The organism is Saccharothrix longispora (assembly GCF_031455225.1).
Taxonomy (GTDB): Bacteria; Actinomycetota; Actinomycetes; order Mycobacteriales; family Pseudonocardiaceae; genus Actinosynnema; species Actinosynnema longispora.
In genome coordinates this window covers 6,949,357-6,970,746 of sequence record NZ_JAVDSG010000001.1, presented here as the reverse complement: position 1 = coordinate 6,970,746, position 21,390 = coordinate 6,949,357, and the positions used below count along the sequence as shown (strand labels likewise).

25 protein-coding genes and 1 tRNA gene are annotated in these 21,390 nt (G+C 72.4%); 13 read left to right on the top strand and 13 right to left on the bottom strand.

Annotated elements, in window-relative coordinates; all coding sequences use genetic code 11:
* Position 1: 1 nt before the first annotated feature.
* Positions 2-766 carry an NUDIX hydrolase gene (locus J2S66_RS30130; RefSeq protein WP_310315180.1) on the bottom strand — a complete coding sequence of 255 codons (765 nt, stop codon included), beginning with the start codon at positions 764-766 and terminating at the stop codon, positions 2-4.
* Positions 767-834: 68 nt separating this feature from the next.
* On the opposite strand from J2S66_RS30130, the gene J2S66_RS30125 reads away from it, so the two are divergent.
* Entirely contained in the window at positions 835-1,188 is a 354-nt protein-coding gene (locus J2S66_RS30125) for a hypothetical protein (RefSeq protein WP_310311185.1), read from the top strand.
* Between the two features lie 53 nt (positions 1,189-1,241).
* Positions 1,242-2,132, top strand: coding sequence for a Gfo/Idh/MocA family protein (locus J2S66_RS30120; protein ID WP_310311182.1), 891 nt, complete (start codon positions 1,242-1,244; stop codon positions 2,130-2,132).
* A gap of 111 nt (positions 2,133-2,243) precedes the next feature.
* Here the strand turns inward: J2S66_RS30120 and J2S66_RS30115 are convergent, their stop codons facing one another.
* From J2S66_RS30115 to J2S66_RS30095, 5 genes are all read right to left on the bottom strand, one after another.
* Positions 2,244-3,521, bottom strand: coding sequence for a hypothetical protein (locus J2S66_RS30115; RefSeq protein ID WP_310311180.1), 1,278 nt, complete (start codon positions 3,519-3,521; stop codon positions 2,244-2,246).
* Between the two features lie 86 nt (positions 3,522-3,607).
* A complete protein-coding gene (locus J2S66_RS30110) occupies positions 3,608-4,210 on the bottom strand; it encodes a hypothetical protein (RefSeq protein WP_310311178.1) in 603 nt (200 codons plus the stop codon).
* 1 nt (position 4,211) lies between these two features.
* Positions 4,212-4,670 carry a RidA family protein gene (locus J2S66_RS30105; protein WP_310311175.1) on the bottom strand — a complete coding sequence of 153 codons (459 nt, stop codon included), beginning with the start codon at positions 4,668-4,670 and terminating at the stop codon, positions 4,212-4,214.
* Complete coding sequence (sp36, locus tag J2S66_RS30100) at positions 4,667-4,822, bottom strand: Sp36 family protein (RefSeq protein WP_310311172.1); 156 nt, start codon at positions 4,820-4,822, stop codon at positions 4,667-4,669. Before sp36 ends, J2S66_RS30105 begins: the two co-directional genes overlap by 4 nt.
* Before the next feature lie 10 nt (positions 4,823-4,832).
* The gene (locus J2S66_RS30095; protein ID WP_310311169.1) at positions 4,833-5,942 is read right to left on the bottom strand and encodes a hypothetical protein; all 1,110 of its coding nucleotides are present in this window, start codon (positions 5,940-5,942) and stop codon (positions 4,833-4,835) included.
* Positions 5,943-6,024: 82 nt separating this feature from the next.
* Here J2S66_RS30095 and J2S66_RS30090 point away from each other — a divergent pair, with 82 nt between their 5' ends.
* Genes J2S66_RS30090 through bagB form a run of 3 tightly spaced genes read left to right on the top strand, consistent with a single transcriptional unit; the run spans position 6,025 to position 8,433 of the window.
* Entirely contained in the window at positions 6,025-6,276 is a 252-nt protein-coding gene (locus J2S66_RS30090; protein WP_310311166.1) for a hypothetical protein, read from the top strand.
* Between the two features lie 55 nt (positions 6,277-6,331).
* Positions 6,332-7,324: an ATPase BagA gene (gene bagA / locus J2S66_RS30085; protein WP_310311163.1), complete on the top strand. Its 993-nt coding sequence runs from the start codon at positions 6,332-6,334 to the stop codon at positions 7,322-7,324.
* Positions 7,321-8,433, top strand: coding sequence for an ATPase BagB (gene bagB, locus J2S66_RS30080; RefSeq protein WP_310311160.1), 1,113 nt, complete (start codon positions 7,321-7,323; stop codon positions 8,431-8,433). Before bagA ends, bagB begins: the two co-directional genes overlap by 4 nt.
* A 3-nt stretch (positions 8,434-8,436) precedes the next feature.
* Here the strand turns inward: bagB and J2S66_RS30075 are convergent, their stop codons facing one another.
* On the bottom strand, positions 8,437-8,727 hold the full coding sequence (locus J2S66_RS30075) for a WhiB family transcriptional regulator (RefSeq protein WP_306744353.1): 291 nt from the start codon (positions 8,725-8,727) through the stop codon (positions 8,437-8,439).
* A gap of 257 nt (positions 8,728-8,984) precedes the next feature.
* On the opposite strand from J2S66_RS30075, the gene J2S66_RS30070 reads away from it, so the two are divergent.
* Positions 8,985-11,468, top strand: a complete 2,484-nt coding sequence (locus tag J2S66_RS30070; protein WP_310311155.1) for a penicillin-binding protein — start codon at positions 8,985-8,987, stop codon at positions 11,466-11,468.
* A 326-nt stretch (positions 11,469-11,794) separates the two neighbouring features.
* Here J2S66_RS30070 and J2S66_RS30065 read toward each other — a convergent pair whose 3' ends face one another.
* Positions 11,795-12,262 (bottom strand): GatB/YqeY domain-containing protein, encoded by a 468-nt coding sequence (locus tag J2S66_RS30065; RefSeq protein ID WP_310311153.1) that lies wholly within the window; start codon positions 12,260-12,262, stop codon positions 11,795-11,797.
* Between the two features lie 73 nt (positions 12,263-12,335).
* Here J2S66_RS30065 and J2S66_RS30060 point away from each other — a divergent pair, with 73 nt between their 5' ends.
* Positions 12,336-13,286: a metallophosphoesterase gene (locus tag J2S66_RS30060; RefSeq protein WP_374726221.1), complete on the top strand. Its 951-nt coding sequence runs from the start codon at positions 12,336-12,338 to the stop codon at positions 13,284-13,286.
* A gap of 43 nt (positions 13,287-13,329) precedes the next feature.
* Positions 13,330-13,406: transfer RNA gene (locus J2S66_RS30055), tRNA-Pro, on the top strand.
* 203 nt (positions 13,407-13,609) lie between these two features.
* On the opposite strand, the gene J2S66_RS30050 is transcribed toward J2S66_RS30055, so the two are convergent.
* Positions 13,610-13,966 (bottom strand): MerR family transcriptional regulator, encoded by a 357-nt coding sequence (locus J2S66_RS30050; RefSeq protein ID WP_310311146.1) that lies wholly within the window; start codon positions 13,964-13,966, stop codon positions 13,610-13,612.
* 785 nt (positions 13,967-14,751) lie between these two features.
* Between J2S66_RS30050 and J2S66_RS30045 the strand changes: the two genes are divergently transcribed.
* The gene (locus tag J2S66_RS30045) at positions 14,752-14,967 is read left to right on the top strand and encodes a hypothetical protein (protein WP_310311143.1); all 216 of its coding nucleotides are present in this window, start codon (positions 14,752-14,754) and stop codon (positions 14,965-14,967) included.
* Positions 14,968-15,055: 88 nt separating this feature from the next.
* Here J2S66_RS30045 and J2S66_RS30040 read toward each other — a convergent pair whose 3' ends face one another.
* Positions 15,056-15,256 carry a hypothetical protein gene (locus J2S66_RS30040; protein ID WP_306744346.1) on the bottom strand — a complete coding sequence of 67 codons (201 nt, stop codon included), beginning with the start codon at positions 15,254-15,256 and terminating at the stop codon, positions 15,056-15,058.
* Between the two features lie 272 nt (positions 15,257-15,528).
* On the opposite strand from J2S66_RS30040, the gene J2S66_RS30035 reads away from it, so the two are divergent.
* The 3 genes from J2S66_RS30035 (at position 15,529) to J2S66_RS30025 (ending at position 18,478) form a co-directional block, all read left to right on the top strand.
* Positions 15,529-15,756, top strand: coding sequence for a hypothetical protein (locus tag J2S66_RS30035; protein WP_310311139.1), 228 nt, complete (start codon positions 15,529-15,531; stop codon positions 15,754-15,756).
* 110 nt (positions 15,757-15,866) lie between these two features.
* Positions 15,867-16,673: a class I SAM-dependent methyltransferase gene (locus tag J2S66_RS30030; RefSeq protein WP_310311136.1), complete on the top strand. Its 807-nt coding sequence runs from the start codon at positions 15,867-15,869 to the stop codon at positions 16,671-16,673.
* Positions 16,670-18,478, top strand: a complete 1,809-nt coding sequence (locus tag J2S66_RS30025; RefSeq protein ID WP_310311134.1) for a S9 family peptidase — start codon at positions 16,670-16,672, stop codon at positions 18,476-18,478. Before J2S66_RS30030 ends, J2S66_RS30025 begins: the two co-directional genes overlap by 4 nt.
* A 72-nt stretch (positions 18,479-18,550) precedes the next feature.
* Here the strand turns inward: J2S66_RS30025 and J2S66_RS30020 are convergent, their stop codons facing one another.
* The 3 genes from J2S66_RS30020 to J2S66_RS30010 form a co-directional block, all read right to left on the bottom strand.
* Positions 18,551-19,027 (bottom strand): Dps family protein, encoded by a 477-nt coding sequence (locus J2S66_RS30020; RefSeq protein ID WP_310311131.1) that lies wholly within the window; start codon positions 19,025-19,027, stop codon positions 18,551-18,553.
* Between the two features lie 16 nt (positions 19,028-19,043).
* Positions 19,044-19,466, bottom strand: coding sequence for an organic hydroperoxide resistance protein (locus J2S66_RS30015; RefSeq protein ID WP_310315176.1), 423 nt, complete (start codon positions 19,464-19,466; stop codon positions 19,044-19,046).
* 108 nt (positions 19,467-19,574) lie between these two features.
* Positions 19,575-20,135 (bottom strand): NADPH-dependent FMN reductase, encoded by a 561-nt coding sequence (locus tag J2S66_RS30010; RefSeq protein WP_310311128.1) that lies wholly within the window; start codon positions 20,133-20,135, stop codon positions 19,575-19,577.
* 78 nt (positions 20,136-20,213) lie between these two features.
* On the opposite strand from J2S66_RS30010, the gene J2S66_RS30005 reads away from it, so the two are divergent.
* On the top strand, positions 20,214-21,281 hold the full coding sequence (locus J2S66_RS30005) for an alpha/beta hydrolase (protein WP_310311127.1): 1,068 nt from the start codon (positions 20,214-20,216) through the stop codon (positions 21,279-21,281).
* The last annotated feature ends 109 nt before the right edge of the window (positions 21,282-21,390 follow it).

Here is a 21,390-nt window from a genome sequence, read left to right as displayed (position 1 = left end):
CTCACGGCAGGACCACCCGAAGCACGTCGCCGTCCCGGACGATCTTGGGGATGATCTTCGAGACCTCGCGCGACTCGTCCAGCACCGCGCCCACGGACCCCAGCTCGTCCACCTCGGTGAGGGTCACCCAGGTCGGCGGCATGAGGGCGCGGCGACCGGCCTTCCAGTCGGCCAGCGCGTCGGCCGGCCGCTGCCACACCGCGTCCGACGCCTCGGTGGTCGCCCCGTCCGCCTTCTGCCCCTCGGGCAGCAGGGCGACGAAGAACCTGGTGTCGTAGCGGCGCGGCTCCTCGGGCGGCGTCACCCAGTTCGCCCACGGCCGCAGCAGGTCGGCCCGCAGCACCAGCCCCTCGTCGGCCAGGAACCGGGCGAACGACAGCTCGCGCGCCACCAGCGCGGCCCGCGCCGCCGCGTACGGGGTGGTGTCGGCGACGACCGTGGCGGCCGACGGGCCGGCCAGCAGCACGCCGGACTCCTCGAACGTCTCGCGCACCGCGGCGCACACGAGCGCCACGGCGAGCTCGGGCGAACAGGCGAACTTCGAGGCCCACCACCCGGGTGCGGGGCCGCTCCACGCGACGGAGGTGTCGGCGTCGCGCGGGTCGACGCCACCGCCGGGGAACACGGTCATCCCACCCGCGAACGCCATCCCGGCGACCCGGCGCAGCAGGAACGCCTCGATCCCCCGGTCGCCGTCGCGGACGAGCACGACGGTCGCCGCGTCGCGCGGCTCCACCGGCGGGCCGGTGGGGGTGGACGGGACCATCGAGGCCGGCAGCACCAGTTCGTCGGGTAGTTCGCGCACGCACCGAGCCTACGACGAGGATCTTCCCCGTGGACACCAAGAAGGGCTGTGTGCTCAACGTCCTGCTGTTCGGGTTCGGCGCGGTGATCGGCACGGGCCTGACGGCCGTCGCGGCCGTGGTGCTGTTCCTGCCGGCCGTGGACACGATCAGCACGGACGAGGGGACGCCGAACGTGTACGTCAAGGAGCGGTCCCGGTTGATCGGCGGCACGGAGCACGAGGTGTGGCTGGGGCGCGGGGAGGACCACGGGCACGTCGTGGAGGTCCCGGGCGGGTGGGGCGCCGACCCCGAGGTGGTGCGCCAGGAGGGCGGCGTGGAGCTGCGCTTCGACGGCGGCGGCCGGATCTTCGTCCCCGAGGCCGACTACCTCGGCGGTCGGTAGGGCGGTAGGTCGGTCGCCGGTGGGCGGGCCGACCGGAAGTTAGGGTGGCCGGCGTGGACGAACAGCTGCGCGTAGGACTGATCGGTGCGGGCCCGTGGGCGGAGCGGGTGCACGCGCCGGGCATCGCCGACCACCCCGGCACCCGCCTGACCACCGTGTGGGCACGCCGCGAGGAGGCCGCGTCGGCGCTGGCCGACGCCTACGGCGCGAGCACGGCGGCGTCGCCGGACGAGCTGCTGGAGCAGGTGGACGCGGTCGCGTTCGCCGTGCCGCCGGAGGTCCAGGCGCCGCTCGCGACGCGGGCCGCCGAGCTGGGCAGGCACCTCGTCCTGGAGAAGCCGATCGCCTCGACCCTCGCCGACGCCGAGCGGCTCGCCGAGGCGGTGGACCGGAACGGCGTCGCGTCGCTGGTCGTGCTGACCCGCCGGTACGCGCCGGAGGTGCGGGAGCAGCTGGACCAGTTGGCGCGCACGGGAGGCTGGGTGGGCGGCAGCCTCCGGTGGCTGTCGGGCGCGCTGCTGGGCGGGCCGTTCTCGCACTCGCCGTGGCGGCACGAGCGGGGTCCGCTGGACGACGTCGGCCCGCACGCGTTCGACCTGCTGGACGCCGCCCTGGGCACGATCACCGACGTGGTCGCGGCGGACCGGTCGGAGCACGGGCTGTGGCAGGTGGTGTTCCGGCACGAGGGCGGTGCGACGAGTTCGGCGGCGCTGAGCATGACGCTGCCGCTGGAGCCGACCGTCTCGGAGGTGGCGGTGTACGGCGAGCACGGCCACCGCGTGCTCGCCGACCGGGGCACGAGCGCGGCGCAGTGCTTCACGTACCTGCTGGACGACTTCGTGGCGATGGTCGACAGCGGCACGGCGCACCACCCGCTGGACGTGCGCCGGGGCCTGCACCTCCAGCGGATCATCGACCTGGCGCGCCGCAAGGCGGAACGCTGACCGGGTGCGCGCACTGGACGGCGGGACGCCCCGCGAGCACCGGAGCCGCGGGTTCGCGGCGCGTCGGGCGGCCCGACGCGCCGCGAACCCGCTGGGCGGGCCGGTCGATCCCTAGCCGGTGAACTTGCCGTTGTTCGGCTTCGGCACGCCGTTGACGAACTCCGGCCCGCCAGGCCACGACTGCTGCTCGCGCTGCGCCAGCTCCTCGTGGAGCTGCTGGAGCAGGGCGCGTTCGCGGTCGCTGAGCTTGGCGTCGACGGTCGGCGGCAGCTGCACGGACGCCGGCGCCTGCCCGTCGGCCAGGGCGGCCTGGAGCGCGGCGAGGTCGTCCGGGTTCAGCTCCATGGTGACCTCGGCGCGCGACAGCGGGTGGTCGTCCGGCAGCGGGAACGACAGCGGCACCACCGGGGGCGTCGCGGCCCTCGGCTCGTCCACGACCGGCTCCGGCACGGGTTCGGGCTCGGGCGCCACGTCCGGCACCCGCACGTCGTCGACCGCGACGGCGTCGACCCGGACGGCGTCGACCCGCACGTCGTCGGCCCGGACGGCGTCGCCCCGCACGTCCTCGGTCCGCACGTCGTCGACACCGGCCTCGGCGCCCCGGAACCCGTCGAACCGCGGCTCGTCGGCGGGCTCGCGCACCGGCAGCCGCTTGACCGGCTTGGGCGGGAACGGTTGCGCCCCCTCGTACGAGTCGACGCGCGCACGACGGGACTTGGAGCCGTTCTCGGGTTCGACCGGCACCGGTTCCGGCTCGACCACCGGTGCCTGACCCGAGACGTCACCGTCGAACCACGTGCCGGGGTCGGGTGGTGGCCCGGGCGTCGTGGACCCCGACGCGAAGAACACCTCGCGCGCCGTGGTCACGGCGGCCGCGTGGTACTCGCCCAGCGGCGTGCCCACGGTCAGCACCTCGACGGCGGCCCGGATGCCGGCCCTCCGCAGCACGGTGTCGACCCGGTACGCGGTCGCCGGCGCGAAGCCGGACGGACCGATGTCGACCAGGACGACCCGCTGCGGCAGCGGACCGGGTGTGGCGCCGGCCGGCGTGGACCGCCACGTGGCGCGCACGCCGCGCACGTCCGGCAGTGCCGACACGGTCCTGCCCAGCACGTCGCCCAGACCCTCGGCCGGGTCGGACTCGACGCTGAACCGGTGCCGCGGCACGGGCACCTGCTCGACCGCGAACAGCCGGTCGGCGAGCGAGCGGTCCGAGCGGACCTCCGCCAGCAGCCACCCGACCTCGCGGCGCTCCTCCGTGGACACCGGGATGCGGCCGGCCAGCAGGCAACCGACCAGCAGCTCCACCGCCCTGTCCAGCTCGGCGACCGCGAGCAGCTCCCGGGCCTGCGTCAACGCGTCGTCGTCGACCCGTCCGGCCAACGACAACAGGAGGTCGTGTAAACGGACGGGGAGTCCCACTCCGTCGTTCGTCACGCCTGTTCTCCTTCCGGCCCGCGCGGGAGCGACGAGCTCTAGACGGGCACCAGGTGCCCGTCGGCCTCGGCGCCGGTGCACACCAGTTCCGAGGCCGCCAACGCCGCCCGGTGGTAGGGCGGCAGGTCAAGTCCGGCGGGCAGGACCTCCACGCAGGGGTCGTGCTCGCCGAGCGCCCGCAGCACGCGCTGGAGTTCGCCGGCCAGCCGGGCGTACCCGGACGTGGCGGCGACCAGGATCAGCCTCCTGGCGTCACCCCCGCCCAGCCGCCACGAGGAGCGGACTTCGCCGACCCCGGGGCGACCGCGCAGGGTTGCCCCGAGCACCACGGTCGCGGAATCGCCCATCAGCACCCGATCGGGTGATTCCGGGGTGAAGGTGTAGCCGGTATCGGGCGGTTCGTCCAGTCCCCTGACGGAACTGATGGCGGATCGGTCCGCGCCGTGCGGCACGAGGGCGTCCACGAGCAGCGCCTGCTCGCGGTCGGTCAGGCCGATCCTGTCGTGCAGCAACGTGCGCGGCAGGGTGCGTGCGAGGACGAGGATCGCGTCCGTCGCGGCCCAGTCGCGGAAGCGCCACAGGACGTCGTCCGGGAGCCTCCCGGCGAGCCGCAGCAGCAGCTCGTGGCACGTGTCCGACATCTCACTCCCCGATCTCGACGATCAGCTCCACCTCGACGGGCGCGCCCAGCGGCAGCTCGGCGACGCCGACGGCGGACCGCGCGTGCCGCCCGGCGTCGCCGAACACCTCGCCGATCAGCTCGGACGCGCCGTTGACCACGGCCGGCTGGCCGGTGAAGCCCTCGGCGGAGGCGACGAACCCGACGACCTTGACGACGCGGACCACCGAGTCCAGGCCGACGAGCGCGTCCACGGCGGCCAGCGCGTTGAGCGCGCAGGTGCGGGCGTGCGCCTTGGCCTCCTCCGGGCTCACGTCGCCGCCGACCTTGCCGGTGGCCGCGAGCGCGCCGTCGACGAACGGCAACTGGCCCGAGGTGAACACCTGCTGCCCGCTGCGGACGGCGGGCACGTACGCGGCGACGGGCGCCGCGACCGGGGGGAGGGCGACGCCGAGCTCGGCGAGGCGAGCGGTCCAGCTCATGCCTTCGGCCGCTTCAGGTAGGCGACGTGCTGCTCACCGCTGGGGTTGGGCAGCACGGTGACCAGCTCCCAGCCGTCCTGGCCCCACTGGTCCAGGATCGCCTTGGTGGCGTGGATCAACAGCGGGACGGTCGCGTACTCCCACATCTGCATGGCGGGCAGCCTAGCCGGACACCCGCTGTGGCCGCCCGCGATGGTGCGAGCGGGGGTCCGTTCGGATCTCGTCGGCCAATTTCCGCGCGCCGTCCCTCTCGAACTCCATCAAATCCGCCCTTTCGCCGAGCGCCTGCACGACCGCGAGGATCGCCTTGGCCTCACCGGGCTCCGCTTCCCACCAGGCTCGGGCGGCATCCCTTTGTTGGAAGCCGTCGACCTCCTTCACCGCGCCGGTCGCGACGCGGCGCAGGAATTCGACTGCCGCGTGGCGTTCCGGCACCTCCAACCGGGACAGCCTTCTGGCGCTCTGGATGCGATCCGTGAGGTTGCCGTCCCGCGTTCTCCGCACGAGGACGGTGGCGGCTTCGGCGCGGAAGGTCCCTCCCAGACCGGCCAGCACGCCGAGAGCGGCCAGGTCGCCGACCTCGTCGACCAGGGGATCGGCGAGCATCGCCCGGAGCCCCGCCGCGACCCGGTCGTGGTACTCGGCACCGAGCCGGCCCAGCCTCCGGGCGGCGGCGTTGCGATGCGTCGCGCTGATGTCGCGGTCGTCGAGGATCGCGAGCAGCCGTTCGGCCTCGTCACGGTCCTCGTCGAGCGGTGCGGGCGGTGCGAGCGGTGCGGGCGGTGCGGGCGGCACCGCGAGCCGGGTCAGGACGCGGGACTGGACGTCCAGCAGGCGGTCCACGTCGGTCAGGCCCGCGTCGAGGTCGGCGAGCAGCTCGTCGGGGTCGGTGGCGAAATCGCCGGGGTCGACGCGGTCCGCCAGTTCCGGGTGCTTCGCCAGCAGTTCGGCGAATTTCACCATCAGCTCAGCGGTGATCTCGGCGGCCCGTTCCCGTTCCAGGCGGGCGCGGCGCAACTGGTCCTCGGTCCTGTCGCGCGCGGATTCGGCGGCGGGCAGGCGCGCTTCGTCGTTCTCGCGGCGCAGAGCGGCGATCAGGGTGATGCTGCGCATCAACGCGGCGCGGAGGCGTGCCACCAGGGCCGTCATCGTCAGCTCGGCGCGCTGCCCCACGGCGAGTTCGCCCTGGAGCACGAAGACGACGTTGTCGATCCGCTCCGCCTGCACGACGTGCCCGTGGGCGATCCCGCTGACCTCGTTGCGCACCACCACCCTCGAAGTCTACGGAGACCGTTTACGCACTCCTGCGGTTTCCGCAGGTGACGGCCCCGACACCAACCGCTAACTTGCTGTTGTGGAGACGTGGCGGATCGTGGCGACCAGCTCGTTCCTGCTGGGTGGGCTGGTGATGGTGCTGGTCGCCATGGCGCTGGCCCGCGACCGGAAGGGCGCGGTCCGGTCGCAGGTGTGGCGGGCGGCGGGCATCGGGGCGCTCGCGGTGGCGGTGGTGGCCGTGCTGATCGCCTACGTGCTGCCGTCCGTGGTGGCCTGGGGCGTGGTGGCGGCGACCGCCCTCGGAGTGGTGTTCGTCACCATGTGGGATTGAGCCGGCGGCGTCCCTCGACCAGCGGCTCCCAGCGGTCCGCGCATAGGCTGACCTGGTGAACGGCTGGACCGACGAACTCACCCGCGCGCGGCTGCACGTCGTCTCGGGCAAGGGCGGGACCGGCAAGACGACGGTCGCCGCGGCGCTCGCCCTGGCGCTGGCCACCGGCGGTCGCCGGGTGCTGCTGGTCGAGGTCGAGAACCGGCAGGGCATCGCGCGGCTGTTCGACCGGCCGCCGCTGCCGTACTCCGAGGAGCGCATCGCGTCCGCGCCCGGCGGCGGCGAGGTCCGGGCGCTGGCCGTGGACCCCGAGGCGGCGCTGCTGGAGTACCTGGACATGTTCTACAACCTGGGCTTCGCGGGCCGGACGCTGAAGAAGATGGGCGCGATCGAGTTCGCCACCACCCTCGCGCCGGGGCTGCGGGACGTGCTGCTCACCGGCAAGGTGAAGGAGTGCGTGCGTCGGGTCGGCAGGAACGGCAGGCACGAGTACGACGCGGTCGTGCTGGACGCACCGCCCACCGGCCGCGTGGTGCGGTTCCTCGACGTCACGCGGGCCATGGCCGACCTGGCCAAGGTCGGGCCGATCAAGGGCCAGAGCGAGGGCGTGGTGAACCTGCTGCACTCGGGCGACACGGCCGTGCACCTGGTCGCGCTGCTGGAGGAGATGCCGGTGCGCGAGACGCTGGAGGCGGTCGCCGACCTGGACGCCGCCGACCTGCGGCCGGGCGCGGTGTTCGTGAACCGGGTGCGCCCGCCGAGGCTGCCCGCGCGGTCCGTGGCCGCCGCCGCGGAGGGACGGGTGGACGCGGACCGGGTCAGGGCCGGGCTGGCCGCCGCCGGGCTGGACGTGGACGACGACGTGCTGGACGGCCTGGTCGAGCAGGCCGTGGAGCACGCCGCCGGGGTGCTCGCCGAGAAGCGGGCCAAGGACAAGCTGGCCGAGTCCGACCTGCCGTCGGTCGAGCTGCCGGACCTGACCGACGGGGTGGACGTGGCCGCGCTGTACGAGCTGGCGGAACTGCTGGTCGGGCGGGGTGTGCGGTGAACCGGCTGGACGTGGACGCGCTGCTGGACAACCCGGAGACGCGGGTGCTGGTGTGCTGCGGCTCGGGTGGCGTGGGCAAGACGACGACGGCCGCGGCGCTCGCCCTGCGGGCAGCGGCACGGGGCCGGCGCGCGGTCGTGCTGACGATCGACCCGGCGCGGCGGCTCGCCCAGTCGCTCGGGCTGCGGGAGCTGGACAACAACCCGCGGCGCGTCGAGGGCGACTTCGACGGCGAGCTGCACGCGATGATGCTGGACATGCGCCGCACGTTCGACGACATGGTGTGGCAGCACGCGGGCCGCGAGCGGGCCGAGCAGATCCTCGCCAACCCCTTCTACCAGACGATCTCCACGTCGTTCTCCGGCACGCAGGAGTACATGGCGATGGAGAAGCTGGGGCAGCTCGTCGCGCAGGACGAGTGGGACCTGGTGGTCGTGGACACGCCGCCGAGCCGCTCGGCGCTGGACTTCCTGGACGCGCCGCAGCGGCTGTCGACCGTGCTCGACGGGAAGCTGATCAAGATGCTGTCGGCGCCCGCGCGGGCGGGCGGGCGCGGCATCCGCAAGATCGTCGGGGCCGGCTTCGGCCTGTTCACCAAGGCCGTGTCGACGATCGTGGGCGGCCAGCTCCTCCAGGACGCGTCGACGTTCGTGCAGGCGTTCGACAGCATGTTCGGCGGCTTCCGGCAGCGCGCCCAGGCCACCTACGAGCTGCTGCGCTCACCCGGCACGGGCTTCCTGGTGGTCGCGGCGGCCGAACCGGACGCGCTGCGCGAGGCCAGCTACTTCGTCGAGCGGTTGAGCGCGGAGCACATGCCGCTGACCGGCCTGGTCGCGAACCGGACGCACCCCGTGCTCGCCCCCTTGCCCGCACCGGGCGCGCTGGCGGCGGCGGACCGGCTGGAGCGCACGGGAGACGCCCCGCTGGCCGCCGCCGTGCTGCGGGTGCACGCGGACCGCGTGGCCGTCGCCGACCGGGAGAAGCGGCTGCTCGCGCGGTTCACCCGTGCGCACCCCGGCGTTCCGCTGGTCGGGGTGCCCGCGCTGCCGACCGACGTGCACGACCTGGACGGCCTGCAGGAGATCGGCCGGCGGCTCGCGGGCGAGTAGGTCCTACCCGACCTTGGACTCCTCGGTGTGCTCCTGGCGCGCCGTGTCCAGGAGTTCGTGCCACGAGGTGACGTCGGGCCGCCGCCGCAGCAGCGCACGCCGTTCACGCTCGGTCATCCCGCCCCACACACCGAACTCGATCCGGTTGTCCAGGGCCTCCGCGAGGCACTCCGTGCGCACCGGGCAACCCAGGCACACCACCTTGGCCTTGCGCTGCTCCGCACCTCTCACGAAGAGCTGGTCCGGCTCCTCGTCGCGGCACGAAGCCTTGATACGCCAATCCCCCTGCTGCATAGCCCCCACCTCAGTTCCCCTGTGCCCAGACTTCCTAAATCCGCCACACCCCTGCCGCGGATGCCGTAGGCTCACCACGACGAGTGGTCATGCCGTTGGCTGCTGTCTTGGACAGTGACGGACTGTAGAGCCTTCTGGTTCCACCTCCAACCCTGGGTTGCCCACCTGTTACCTGTCTTGAGTACGAGTACTCATCCTGGGTAATCAACTGTGCGCGATCTCGATCACCTCTTCGGGTGCCGCGTACGCTCACCGGCATGCGAGCCAGGAACGGCGTGCTGAAACTGCTTGGCCTGTGTCTGCTGGCCGGAGTGCTGCTGGCAGGCTTGTTGTTCCCTGTCGTGGGCTCGCTGGGGGTCGTGTCGAACAGAGCCAGCGACACGGTCGACAGCATCTCCGCGGACCTGGTCACGACCGATCCCCCGTTGATCTCCACGATCACGGACAAGGACGGCGAGCCCATCGCGTACCTCTACGACCAGTACCGGGTGCTCGTGCCGCCCGAGAAGATCTCCCCCACCATGAAAGCCGCGCTGGTGTCGATCGAGGACCGGCGGTTCTACGAGCACCAGGGCGTGGACTGGAAGGGCACGATCCGCGCCGGGCTGACCAACCAGTTCAGCGGCGCCGTGACGCAGGGTGCCTCCACGCTCACGCAGCAATACGTGAAGAACTACCTCGTGCACGTGGTGGCGCGGAACAACCAGGTTGAACAGCAAAAGGCGCAGGAGCAGACGATTGCGCGAAAAGCACGTGAAGCGCGCATCTCCTTGCAACTGGAACGCAAACTGGGCAAGGAGGAAATCCTCGCCCGCTACCTGAACGTGGTGCCGTTCGGCTCGACCATCTACGGGATCGCGGCGGCGTCCCAGGCGTACTTCGACACCACCCCCGACAAGTTGACCGTGGCGCAGTCGGCGATGCTCGCGGGGATGGTGAACAGCCCGTCCGCGCTCAACCCCGAGGTGTTCCCGGAGAAGGCGCTGGTGCGGCGCAACCAGGTCATCGACAAGATGGTCGAGAACGACAAGCTGTCGCGCGAGGCGGCGGAGGCGGCGAAGGCCGAGCCGCTGGGGCTGGCGAACCCCGTCCGGACGCCGCCCAACGGCTGCGTCGGCGCCGGGCCGGAGAACGGGTTCTTCTGCTCGTACGTCGTGAACTACCTGGAGCGCAACGGGTTCAGCCTGGAGCAGCTCAGGACCGGCGGCTACACCGTGCAGACCACGTTGGACCGCACCATCACCTCGCACGCGAAGCTCGCCGCCGAGGGGCAGGTGGCGAAGTCGACCGACGGCATCGCCAACGCGATGGCGGTCGTGCGGCCGGGCAGGGAGCGGCACGAGGTGGTCGCGCTCGTCGCCAACCGCGACTACGGGCTCAAGGCCGACCAGTTCCAGACCCAGTTCGACCTGCCGTCCGGCGTGGAGAACAAGTTCGGCGCCGGGTCCGTCTACAAGATGTTCACCGCGGCAGCCGCGCTGGAGAAGGGCATGGGCATCGAGAACACGATCGCCACGCCCAACTCGTACGTGTCGCGCGTGTTCAAGGGCGGCGGCGACAAGTGCCCGTCGACCGGCGAGCCGAACACCCGGTGGTACTGCCTGAGCAACGACTCCGACTCGGTCCCGGCGCAGATGTCACTGCAAACGGCGCTCCAGACCTCGCCGAACACCGGGTTCGTGATCCTGGAGGAGCAGCTCGGCATGGACCCGGTCGTCGACATGGCGTCACGGCTCGGCATGCGCGAGACGATGGCCACGAACATCGCGGGCACCCGGCCCGACCCGAAGGCGCGCGACCGGCAGCTGCGGATCTCGCAGACCGAGTTCTACAAGTCCAACGGCGGCAACGCGTCGTTCACGCTGTCGCCCGCGCCGGTGTCCACGCTGGAACTGGCGAACACGGCGGCGACGATCATGAGCGGCGGCGTGTGGTGCCCGCCGTCGCCGATCGGCAAGGTGCTGGACCGCAACGGCCAGCCGGTGCCGGTGAACGAGGCGCCCTGCGAGCAGGTCGTGGCCGAGCCGCTGGCGAACGGGCTGGCGGTGGGCATGTCGAAGGACGACCAGGGCGCGGGCACGGCGGCCGCGGCGGCGCGGCAGTTCAAGTGGACGCGGCCGATGCTCGGCAAGACCGGGACGACGGAGGAGTACAAGTCGGCGGCGTTCATCGGGGCGACGCCGGACTTCGCGGGGGCGGTGCAGACGTTCAACGACGGCACCAACCCGCGGGGGATCTGCGTCAACTCCGGGCCGCCGCGGTTGTGCGGCAAGGGTGACATCTACGGCGGCACGGTGCCCGCGCGGACGTGGTTCGACACGATGACGAAGATCCACGAAGGACTGCCGGTGCGCGGCCTGCCGCCGGTCGAGGAGCGCTACCTCAAGGGCGGCAGCGAGATCCGCGTGCCGGACGTGGTGGGGCGCAACGTCAACGACGCGACCCGCGTCCTGGAGGAGGCCGGCTACAAGGTCTCCGCGCAGAACCGCAACTCCGAGCAGCCGAAGGGCCAGGTCGTCGGCCAGTCGCCGCGCGGGAGCGCGCTGCGCGGCACCGTGATCACCCTCCTGGTCTCGACGGGCTACGTCCCCCCGCCGCAGCCGACCGACCCCACGACGGGACAGCCGGCACCCGGGCAGCCCGATCCCGGCCAGCCCGAACCGGGGCGGCCCGGGGAGCCGCCGGGTCGGCCGGGCGAGCCGCCGGAGATCACGATCCCCGTCGAGCCACCCGGCCGCTGACCTGCGCCCGGCTCACCGGCACCCGACCTCACTGGCACCCGACCTCACTGGCACCCGACCTCACCGCCGCCGGGTTCGCCCCGGTCGCCGGCCCGGTGCCGGTGCCGGTGCCGGGAGCTCGGACCGCGCTCCGCAGCCCTCGGCGCGGTCGTCCTGGCGGGCGCGTCGTCCTGACGGCGGGGTCGTCCTGACGGCGGGTCGTCGTGGTGGCGGGTCGTCCTGATGGGCGGGTCGGGTGGTGGTCGGGGTTCCGCTTCGTCTCAACCGATGTCCGGTAACGGCGTTTCCGTACATCGTTCACCGCATCGTGTGAACGACAGCCGACCTCAGGCCAGCTTCGCCCGCACCGCACCCGCCACTCGACCACCCTCGGCACGGCCCGCCACCTGCGCGTTCACCAGCTTCATGACCTGACCCATCTGGCGCTGCCCCGGCTGCTCGCCGATCTGCTCGGCCACCTGCGCCACGGCGGCGTCCACCAGGGTCGCCAGCTCGTCGTCCGACAGCTGCGCGGGGAGGTAAGCCTCCAGCACCGCGCTCTCCTGCCGCTCCAGCTCGGCCTGCTCGGTGCGCCCGGCGCCGGCGAACGCCTCGGCGGCCTCCTTGCGCTTCTTCACCTCGCGCGTGATGACCTTGAGGACCTCCTCGTCGGACAGCTCGCGCGCCACCTTGCCGGAGACCTCCTCGGTGGTCACGGCCGCGAGCGTCATCCGCAGCGCACCCGCCCGGACCGTGTCCCGGGTCTTGATCGACACCGTGAGGTCCGCCTGCAACCGTGCCTTCAGCTCCGCCATGGGGCGGAACGGTACCGAAAGGCCCCCGTCCGCCCGAATCGGTCAACCCCCTACCCTCGACTTCGTGAACAAGCTGGGCCGAACGCTGCTCACCACGACCGCCCTGGGCGCCACCGCGCTCGCCTACGCGGCGGGGATCGAACGGCGGCTCTGGGCGTTGCGCCAGGCCACCGTGCCGGTGCTCGCGCCCGGGTCGTCGCCGCTGCGCGTGCTGCACATCTCGGACCTGCACATGATGCCGGGGCAGGTGTCGAAGCAGCGGTGGGTGGCGGCGCTGGACGAGTTGGAACCCGACCTGGTGGTGAACACCGGGGACAACCTCGCGCACAAGCAGGCCGTGCCCGCGGTGATCCGGGCGCTCGGCCCGCTGCTGAACCGGCCTGGCGCGTTCGTGTTCGGCAGCAACGACTACTACGCCCCCCGGCCGAAGAACCCGGCGCGCTACCTGCTGCCGTCGGCGAAGACGAAGCGCATCCACGGCATCCCGCTGCCGTGGCGGGACCTGCGCGCGGCGATGGTCGAGCACGGGTGGCTGGACCTGACGCACGCGCGCCACTCGTTCACGGTGGGCGGCGTGGACGTGTTCGCCGCGGGCCTGGACGACCCGCACCTCAAGCGCGACCGGTTCGACGAGATCAGCGGCCCGGTGCCGGACGCGGGGCTGCGCCTGGGCGTGACGCACTCCCCCGAGCCGCGCGTGCTGGACCCGTTCGCCGCCGAGGGCTACGACCTCGTGCTGGCCGGCCACACGCACGGCGGGCAGCTGCGCATCCCCGGTTACGGCGCGCTGGTGACGAACTGCGACCTGGACCGGTCGCGGGCGCGGGGCGTGTCGCGCTGGGGCTCCCACACGTGGCTGAACGTGTCGGCGGGCCTCGGCACGTCGCCGTACGCGCCGGTGCGCTTCGCCTGCCGGCCGGAGGCGAGCCTGCTGACCCTGGTGCCGCGCCCTGTAGACGCAGGTCAGCGCCGGTCGGGTGCGCAAAGGGGTACCCGGTTGGGAGTGGATGGGAACGTCAGGTAGAGTTCTCCTCGTTCGAGCGGGTGACCGGTCGGACGAGCGAGACCGGGGTGTGGCGCAGTTTGGTAGCGTGCTTCGTTCGGGACGAAGAGGTCGCAGGTTCAAATCCTGTCACCCCGACCACACAGATCAGGGCCTGTCCGAGAGGTATTCGGACGGGCCCTGAGTCGTTTCCGGTCTTCATGTCGATCCCTGCCGGGTGAGGTCGTGCCCGATCTCCGGTGGGCGGAAATCCGGGACGTCGACGGGGCGGTTCGTCGCGGTCGGTGTGACCCGCGTCGAGGGTTCTCCGTGTGCCGTGGTCGACGTCCCCGGTTCTCTCCGCGTCACAGGCCGCGCAGCGGCGGGTAGTCCTGCTCCGGTGGCGGCGCGAGCCGCTTGTTCAGGTCCTGGGCCTCTTGGAGCTGGTCTTCCAGGGTGACGATGCGGCACGCGGCCTCCAGGCCGGTGCCCCGGTCGACGAGTTCCCGGACCCTCGCCGCCAACTTGAGTTGGTGGCGGGAGTAGCGCCGGTGCCCGCCCTGCGAGCGCTGGGGCTCGATCAGCTTCACCTCGTCGAGGCTGCGGAGGAAGCCCGGTGTGGTGCCGAGCATCTCCGCGGCCCTGCCCATGGTGTAGGCGGGATAGTGGTCGTCGTCGAACCTGTCCGCCGCGGTCTGCGGCTCGTTTGTCTCTGCCGGCATTGCACCTCCGCGCCACGAGGGCCCCGGTGCCGTAGCACCGGGGCCCAGGGTTATGGGTTCACTTCCATCATCCGACTGTGAAGTCGGCTTGTCACATCCGCGCTGCACGCCTCACTGACGACGATGAGCGCGAGGATCGCTTTTGCGTAACCGGAGACCACCTTCCAATCTGTCTGGAGTGCGGTACCCGCCCGGCTGGTGTAGCCCGAGGCAGGCGATCCGATGGTGTGTGACCCTTCCCTTCTCCTCTGGTTACTTACTTCCTTGATCCGTGCCTTGCCGTCTTGCTACTTGCTGATCCTGCAACTTGCCGTCTTACCGGTCTCGCTGATCTTGCAACTGCCGATCTTGCTGGTCCTACTGGTCCTGCAACGTGCCAATTACCGATTTTGCCGGTCTTGCAACGTGCCAACTACTGGTACTGGTCTTGCTGGTCTTACGACGTGCCAACTGCTGATCTTGCGATCTTGCTGCTTGCCAACTTCTCGTCGAACTCCGGCCATCGACGTCCGGGGCACCCTTCGACTGCTCGCCCCGACCCGGAGACCGGCACTGCTTCCCAGCTCACGGGCAGTTCGTCATCTCCCGTGCCGATGAGATCTTCTCTCTGCTGACATGGAAGATACTACGCACACGGATCATGGAATGTCTACCCCAGCCACCACAGATTTCCTCGATCGAGTGAGCGGGACGCCAACATCGCTGGTCACAGGCGCGGCGGCGGTGAGCGGCGGGCGGGCGGACCACCCGGCGTTCCGGCGCTACTGCTGGACATCGCGGGCGAGGTGGCGGCCAACGGGCTGGTGCCGGTGTTCTGCGGGGTCTGCCTGCCGGAGCAGGTGCCCCTCGGGCCCGTGGTGCACTTCCTGGTGCTGACGTGCGACGCGGCCATGTCGGCGCGGAGGATCGAGCAGCGGGGCGGGCGGCGGGTGGACGTGGCGAAGCACGTGCGGATCGACCGGCTGCTGCGGACCGCGGAAGTCACGCCCCGCGCACGATGACGGTGGTCGACACGACGACGTGGACGGCGGCGGAGACGGTGGCCCGGGCGCTCGCCCGGGCCACCGCCGCGAGCCGCGGGGATGTGGGCTAGCGGACGTGCGGGCGGAGTTCGGCCAAGCGGCGGAGCAGTTCGCCCACCTGGTTCCAGTCGAGCTTGGCCGACTCGCCGGGCGGGGTGTGGATGCAGACGTTGCCCTCTTCGGTCAGGGTGACCTCCAGGGTGCGCCGGCGACCGAGTGCGTCCACGCACCCGACGCGACCGCCCTGCCGAACCGTGTTGTCGATCATCGGTCTGACCTCCCCTGTGCCGCATTCGTCTTGACAGGTGATTCGTTCGGACGAACGTGAGCGTTACGCGTCACTCCTCGCTGTTGCCAAATCCCCTCACGGCTAGATATCCGAACTAACGTCACGTTCTGTTAGCCCAATCGAGTGGACGTTGCCGAGCTAACTTCACGGTGCGTAACGACGATCAAGATCGACGCGACGACGAGTCGACGCAACCGCACCACAGGCTTCACGGCTCAGCGCCGAGGGCACCGCCAGCAGGGAGCAGCACCATGAGCCTCACCTCCACCGCCCGCCCGAACTCCGACAACCCGCTCGCGCTCGCCGCGTGGTCGCTGGTCGCGCTCGGCTCAGCCGCTTCCACCGCGTTCCTGACCACCCCTGCCTGGGGTGCGGTCGCGGGCGTCGTGGCCGCGCTCGTCGGCCTCGCCGCCCGCGCGCTGACCCGCGCGTCGAACGCGGTCGACCGCATCCTCGACGAGGAACTCGACCACCGCTGATCACCCTCCGCCACCACCGCCACCGGCAACCGCGTCACGCTGCGTAGAGGTGCGGGGCCAGGACGGCCGGTGGGGGCGCGGAAAGGCCCGGAACCGGCATCATCGCGGGTGTGGCGGACATCGAGGAGCGCACGGCGCGGCGGCGGCACATGTACGGCACCCGGGACCTGGCCGCGCTGCCCGTCTTCGCCGGCGGGTTCATCAACTTCGGCTACTGGCGCGACGTCGACCTGAGCGGCCCGATCACCGTCGAGCAGCGCGTCGCCACCCAGGAGGCCCTCTACGACGTCGTCCTCGACGCGCTCGCGCTCCGACCGGGCGACCGGGTCGTCGAGGTCGGCTGCGGGCACGGCGTGGGCACCCGGCGGGCGCTGCGGCACGACCCCGCGCTGGTCCGCGGCCTGGACCTGGTGCCCGAGCAGGTCGCCCGCGCCACCGCGGCCAACGACGACCCGCGCGTGGCGTTCGCCCGGGGCGCGGCCCACGACATGCCGTTCGACGACGGCGCGTTCGACGCGCTGCTGTCGGTGGAGGCCGCCCAGCACTTCGAGGACGTCGCGGGGTTCGCCCGGGAGGGCGCGCGCGTGCTGGCCGGTGGTGGCCGGTTCGCGCTGACCACGTTCTTCGCCACCAGCGCCGCCGCCGCGCCGGAGCTGGTCGCGGCGGTCGAGTCGTTCGCCACGGGCCTGGACCTGGCCCACCCGGTGGACGACGTGCTCGGGCACCTGCGCGCGGCCGGGTTCGCCGACGTGGCCGCGGTCAGCATCGGCGAGCACGTGTGGCGCGGCCTGGACCGCTGGCTCGAACTCGGCCCGCGCCCCGACCACTGGGACCGCGCGTACCACCGGGCCGCGCGGCGTGGCCTCGTCGACTACTACCTGGTCACCGCGCGGAAGCCGGCAGGATCGGGGGTGTGACGACGCACCCGACCGCCGACGTGCCCGACCCCCTGTTCCCCGACCCGGACGCCGAGGCCCGCTGGCGCGCCCGCTTCACGGCGCCGCGCGTGAGCCTGCCCGGTTGGGCGGACGACGCGCCGGACCGCAACCTGTACCTGTCGAACTCCAGCGGCGTGTGGGAGCTCTACGCCTGGGACCGCGCGACCGACTCCCACCGCAAGGTCACCGACCGGCCCAACGGCACCTCGCACGGCGCGCTCACCCCCGACGGCGAGGCGATCTGGTGGTTCGACGACACCGACGGCGACGAGTTCGGCACGTGGGTGAGCGAGCCGTTCGAACCCGGCGGTGAGGCCCGGCCCGCCGTGGAGGGCGTGCCGGCGGGCTACCCCGCCGGGCTGGAGATCGGGCACGAGGTGGTCGCGATCGGCACGTCCACCGACGACGGCACCACCGTGTACGTCTCGCGCGGCGGCGCGCCCGCCGAGGTCGTCTACGCGCACGAGAACGACGGCGGCGTGACCGCGCTGTCCAAGGACGAGACGCTGCTCGTGATCGCGCACTCCGAACACGGCGACAACCGGCACGCCGCGCTCCGCGTGATCACACCGACGGGTGAGAAGGTCACCGAGAAGTGGGACGGTCCCGGCAAGGGCCTGGACGCCATCGCGTTCAGCCCGGTGCGCGGCGACAGCCGGCTCCTGGTCGGCCACGAGCGGCGCGGCAAGGACGAGCTGCTGATCTGGGACGTCGCCGCGGGCACCGAGACCGAGGTCGTCGTCGACCTGCCGGGCGAGATCAGCGCCGACTGGTACCCGGACGCCTCCGCGCTGCTGGTGGCGCACACCTTCCGGGCGCGCAACACGCTGCACCGCTACGACCTGGCGACCGGCGCGCTGACCGCGCTGGAGACCCCGCACGGCACGGTCGGCGGCGCGCACGTGCGGCCCGACGGCTCGGTGGAGTACTCGTGGTCCTCGGCCGCCCGGCCGGGCGTGGTGCGGGCGCTGGCCGCGGACGGCGACGAGCGCGTGCTGCTCACGCCCCCCGGTCACGAGGCGCCCGCCTCGGTCGACCTGACCGACGTGTTCGTCGGCGACGTGCACGCCCTGGTCGCGCGGCCCGAGGGCGCGCCGGACGGTCCGCTGCCGACCGTGTTCCACCTGCACGGCGGCCCGCACTCGGCCGACGAGGACCGGTTCTCCGCCTACCGCGCGGTGTGGCTGGACGCCGGGTACGCCGTGGTGCACGTGAACTACCGCGGGTCGACCGGGTACGGCTCGAAGTGGCGCGACGCGATCGAGGGCAGGCCGGGGCTGACCGAGCTGGAGGACGTGGCCGCGGTGCACGACTGGGCCGTGTCCAGCGGGTTCGCCGACCCGGCGAAGTGCGTGGTCAACGGCGCGTCGTGGGGCGGCTACCTGACCCTGCTGGCGCTGGGCACGCAGCCGGAGCGGTGGGCGGCCGGGGTCGCGGGCGTGCCGGTGGCCGACTACCTCGCCGCCTACGAGGACGAGATGGAGCCGCTGCGGGCGTTCGACCGGGCCCTGTTCGGCGGGTCGCCCGAGGAGCTGCCCGAGCGGTACCGCGAGTGCTCGCCGCTGACCTACGTGGACGCGGTGCGCGCGCCCGTGCTGGTGCTGGCCGGCGAGAACGACCCGCGCTGCCCGATCCGGCAGATCGACAACTACCTGGACCGGCTGGCCGGGCGGAGCGCGGACTACGAGGTGTACCGGTACGACGCCGGGCACGGCTCGCTGGTCGTCGCGGAGACCATCCGGCAGACCGCGGCGGAGGTCGCGTTCGTCCAGCGGGTGCTCTAGGCGCGCCGGAGGGGCCGCCGGGCGGACCGGCGGCCCCTCCGGGGGCACGTCCCGTCGTCGGGGGCGCGTGCGTCAGGCCTGCTGCGCCTGCCACATCCAGTGGGCCTGCTCCAGGTTGCGGGTGACCTCGATGAGCAGGTCCTGGGTGACCAGGTCGGGCTTGTCGACCTCGTCGATGCGCGAGCGCAACCGCTCGATGAGCTTGGCGAGCATCGTCACGACGGCCTCGACGACGTCGGCCTCCTTGAGCCAGCTGTCCGGGAACTCCGGCACACCCGACCCCTCGGCCACCGTCCTGGCCTTGCCGTTGGGCGAGATGCCCAGCGCGGCGGCGCGCTCGGCGACCTCGTCGGTGTAGGTCCGCGCGGTCGTGACCAGCTCGTCGAGCTGGAGGTGCACGCTGCGGAAGTTCTTGCCGACCACGTTCCAGTGCGCCTGCTTGGCCACGAGGGACAGGTCGATCAGGTCGACCAGGGTGGCCTGGAGGACGGTCCCCACCGCGGCCTTGTCGGCGTCGGACAGCGTGCTGGTGATCGGGCTCTTGCTCATGTGGCTGACTCCTCCTTCACACGGTGGCGGTGACGGCCACCTCGATGTTGCCGCGCGTCGCGTTGGAGTAGGGGCAGATCCGGTCCGCGGCGGCGACCAACCGGTCGGCGACGGCCTGCTCCACACCGGGGATGTGCGCGACCAGCTCCACGGCCAGCCGGAAGCCGCCCGCGTCGTCCGGGCCGATGCCGACCTTGGCGTCGACGGTGGTCTCACCGGTCGTCACCTTGGCCTGGCGGGCGGCGACCTTGATCGCGCTGTGGAAGCACGCCGCGTACCCGGCGGCGAACAGCTGCTCCGGGTTGGTCTTGTCCCCGCCGGGACCACCCAGCTCGGTGGGCGTGGCGAGCTGCTCGTCGATGACGCCGTCGGAGGACCGGACCTCGCCGTTGCGCCCGTCCCCCACCGCGGTGGCCTGCGCCGTGTAGAGCACCTTCATCGTCACGCTCTCCCTTGAGCCGGTGGTGTCGTCGATCGTTCCAACACCCGGCCGGGGCCGGACCACACCCGGTGGTGCGGCAGCTCACGCCCCTGGGAGAGGTACCCGCTAACCCGCCTTCGACACTGCGAACTCCGCCACCTGTCGCCCGATCGTGCGGAGCTGGTCCGCCACCGCGGGCACGGAGCAGCCGCCTTCGAGGTCGAAGTCGACCTCGCGCGAGTTCAGGGCGGCGCCGAGCGGGGTGGGCCAGCCGCGCAGGGCGTGCACGATGGACCGCAGGGCGGTGAGCGTGGTCACGGACGCCTGCCAGCCCTGGGCGGCGGCCACGCAGCCCACCGCCCGCCCGTCGAGGTAGGGGCGCTCGTCCCCGCGCAGGTCCTCGACGTAGTCGAGGGCGTTCTTGATGAGGCCGGAGACGGTGCCGTGGTAGCCGGGTGAGACGAGCACCACGCCGTCGGCCACGCGCAGCGCCTCCACGAGGCGGCGGGCGTTGTCCGGCCTACCGGGGACGGACGGGTCGTAGAACGGCAGCACCAGGTCGGGGCCGGCGACCTCGACGACCTTGGCGCCGGCGTCCGCGGCGCCGGCCAGCGCGATGCGCATGGCGCGCTCGGACTGCGAATTGGAGCGGAGCGACCCGCCGATGCCCACCACGGTGACCGTCATGCCCCCGATCCTGCCACCTCGACCTAGCTGGAGGTCCACTACTCGCTTCGGTGCTTACCCGCGAGTAACGTGCATCGCATGTCGAAGCTCGCGGAGTCGCTACCACCCCGTGTCCTCGCCGGCGCGCTGCGCTTCGCGTTCGGCCTGCCCGCGCCGCTGCGCAGGCTGATCGCGGGGCGCCCCATCACCCTCGACGGGCAGGAGCTGCACCCCGAGGCCCAGCTGCTGCTCAAGCTCCAGCGGATCAGCGGCGAGGACTGGCGGACGAGCACGCCGGCCGCGAACCGCGCCGCGCTGGCCCGCAGCACCCGCCTGGTGTGCGGGCCGGTCATCGGCGGAGTGGCGGTCCGCCCGCTCGACCTGGACGGCGTCCCGGGCCGCTTCTACGAGCCGACCTCGCTGGCGGCCGGGTCGCCGCTGCTGGTCTTCTACCACGGTGGCGGGTGGGTCTCCGGTGACCTGGACAGCCACGACAACCTGTGCCGGTTCCTCGCGGTCGAGGCGGGGGTGCGGGTGCTGTCGGCCGACTACCGGCTGGCGCCCGAGCACCCGTTCCCGGCGGCCGCGGACGACGCGCAGACCGCGTTCGAGTGGGCGGTGGCGCACGCGGACGAGCTGAAGGCCGACCGCGACCGGATCGCCCTGGGCGGCGACAGCGCGGGCGGCAACCTGGCCGCGGTGACCGCCCTGCACGCGGGCGCGGTGAAGCCGGTGTTCCTGCTGCTGTTCTACCCGGCGGTGGACGCGTCGGTGCGGCGGCGGTCGCGGGAGCTGTTCGGCAACGGGTTCTTCCTGACCGACGAGAAGATGGACTGGTTCCTCGACCACTACGCGCCGTCCCGCGAGGCGCACAGCGACCCGAGGCTGTCCGTGCTGCTGGCCGAGGACCTGGGCGGGCTGCCGCCGACCTACCTGGCCACGGCCGGGTTCGACCCGCTGCGCGACGAGGGCGAGGCGTTCGCCGAGAAGCTGGCGCGGCAGGGCGTGCCGGTGGTGCTGCGCCGCCACCCCGGCCTGTTCCACGGGTACGCGAACATCCTCGGCGTCGGGGGCGTGTTCCGGGAGGCGGTGGCCGAGGCCGTCGGGGCGCTGCGCACCGGGTTGGCGCTGGCCAACGCCCGGCAGGACGTGCCCGAGACCGCCTGAGGCCCCGGTCCCGGGTCGGCGGCGGAGGTGGGACGAGGGGCCGCCCGGCGCTGATCCGGGCGGCTCCTCCCTGGTCACGCGGCTCGCGCGACCACGCATTCGGGTGTCG

Excerpts from the sequence above, each read along its gene's own strand:
- J2S66_RS30130 (WP_310315180.1), bottom strand. The coding sequence starts at position 766 with ATGGTCCCGTCCACCCCCACCGGCCCGCCGGTGGAGCCGCGCGACGCG.
- J2S66_RS30110 (WP_310311178.1), bottom strand. The coding sequence starts at position 4,210 with ATGTCGGACACGTGCCACGAGCTGCTGCTGCGGCTCGCCGGGAGGCTC.
- J2S66_RS30105 (WP_310311175.1), bottom strand. The coding sequence starts at position 4,670 with ATGAGCTGGACCGCTCGCCTCGCCGAGCTCGGCGTCGCCCTCCCCCCG.
- sp36 (WP_310311172.1), bottom strand. The coding sequence starts at position 4,822 with ATGCAGATGTGGGAGTACGCGACCGTCCCGCTGTTGATCCACGCCACC.
- J2S66_RS30075 (WP_306744353.1), bottom strand. The coding sequence starts at position 8,727 with ATGCAGCAGGGGGATTGGCGTATCAAGGCTTCGTGCCGCGACGAGGAG.
- J2S66_RS30070 (WP_310311155.1), top strand. The coding sequence starts at position 8,985 with ATGCGAGCCAGGAACGGCGTGCTGAAACTGCTTGGCCTGTGTCTGCTG.
- J2S66_RS30065 (WP_310311153.1), bottom strand. The coding sequence starts at position 12,262 with ATGGCGGAGCTGAAGGCACGGTTGCAGGCGGACCTCACGGTGTCGATC.
- J2S66_RS30050 (WP_310311146.1), bottom strand. The coding sequence starts at position 13,966 with ATGCCGGCAGAGACAAACGAGCCGCAGACCGCGGCGGACAGGTTCGAC.
- J2S66_RS30040 (WP_306744346.1), bottom strand. The coding sequence starts at position 15,256 with ATGATCGACAACACGGTTCGGCAGGGCGGTCGCGTCGGGTGCGTGGAC.
- J2S66_RS30035 (WP_310311139.1), top strand. The coding sequence starts at position 15,529 with ATGAGCCTCACCTCCACCGCCCGCCCGAACTCCGACAACCCGCTCGCG.
- J2S66_RS30020 (WP_310311131.1), bottom strand. The coding sequence starts at position 19,027 with ATGAGCAAGAGCCCGATCACCAGCACGCTGTCCGACGCCGACAAGGCC.
- J2S66_RS30015 (WP_310315176.1), bottom strand. The coding sequence starts at position 19,466 with ATGAAGGTGCTCTACACGGCGCAGGCCACCGCGGTGGGGGACGGGCGC.
- J2S66_RS30010 (WP_310311128.1), bottom strand. The coding sequence starts at position 20,135 with ATGACGGTCACCGTGGTGGGCATCGGCGGGTCGCTCCGCTCCAATTCG.
- J2S66_RS30005 (WP_310311127.1), top strand. The coding sequence starts at position 20,214 with ATGTCGAAGCTCGCGGAGTCGCTACCACCCCGTGTCCTCGCCGGCGCG.